Source organism: Bordetella tumulicola, from assembly GCF_054779135.1.
The window spans coordinates 1-1,136 of the sequence record NZ_BAAGYU010000026.1; the positions used below are offsets into that span (position 1 = coordinate 1).

Here is a 1,136-nt window from a genome sequence, read left to right on the forward strand (position 1 = left end):
GACAGTGCATGGTAGGCAGTTTGACTGGGGCGGTCTCCTCCCAAAGCGTAACGGAGGAGTTCGAAGGTACGCTAGGTACGGTCGGAAATCGTGCTGATAGTGCAATGGCATAAGCGTGCTTGACTGTGAGACTGACAAGTCGAACAGGTGCGAAAGCAGGACATAGTGATCCGGTGGTTCTGAATGGAAGGGCCATCGCTCAACGGATAAAAGGTACTCTGGGGATAACAGGCTGATACCGCCCAAGAGTTCATATCGACGGCGGTGTTTGGCACCTCGATGTCGGCTCATCTCATCCTGGGGCTGTAGCCGGTCCCAAGGGTATGGCTGTTCGCCATTTAAAGAGGTACGTGAGCTGGGTTTAAAACGTCGTGAGACAGTTTGGTCCCTATCTGCCGTGGGCGTTGGATACTTGACGGAGCCTGCTCCTAGTACGAGAGGACCGGAGTGGACGTACCTCTGGTGTACCGGTTGTCATGCCAATGGCATTGCCGGGTAGCTAAGTACGGAAGAGATAACCGCTGAAGGCATCTAAGCGGGAAACTCGTCTGAAGATTAGGTATCCCGGGGACTAGATCCCCCTGAAGGGTCGTTCGAGACCAGAACGTTGATAGGTCGGGTGTGGAAGCGCAGTAATGCGTTGAGCTAACCGATACTAATTGCCCGTGCGGCTTGATCCTATAACTCTACGGGTTTTTAAGACCTGATATGAGCGTAGCGACAAGTGCCGTTTATATAATTAATTCGTCATTCTTCACAACCTGAGCGCCCCTACACTGCGCGCTCGGTCGATGTGCTTCTTCCAATTCGGGACCGTAGACTCACCGTCTGCGGACCCAGCCAGTTACGCCTGACGACCATAGCAAGGTGGCCCCACTCCTTCCCATCCCGAACAGGACCGTGAAACGCCTTCGCGCCGATGATAGTGAACATTCGTTTGTGAAAGTAGGTCATCGTCAGGCTCTTATGCCTCAAACCCCCATCGGATACCCTCCGGTGGGGGTTTGTCTTTGCGCAAACAGAAAGCACACCCGACGACAGCACTCACCACCCACGGCCCTCGGCACGGCAACCTGCGCACACCGCCTCGTGCACGATCCTACCGGCCCACGCGACCCCCGCCCGTTGCCAGGACG

At 55.5% G+C, this 1,136-nt stretch carries 2 rRNA genes; both read left to right on the forward strand.

Features of this window, described 5'->3' with window-relative positions:
* A 23S ribosomal RNA gene (locus tag ACYVDM_RS26445) occupies window positions 1-680 on the forward strand; the annotation flags it as partial.
* Window positions 681-849: 169 nt separating this feature from the next.
* Window positions 850-962: ribosomal RNA gene (gene rrf, locus ACYVDM_RS26450) — 5S ribosomal RNA — on the forward strand.
* Window positions 963-1,136 lie beyond the last annotated feature (174 nt).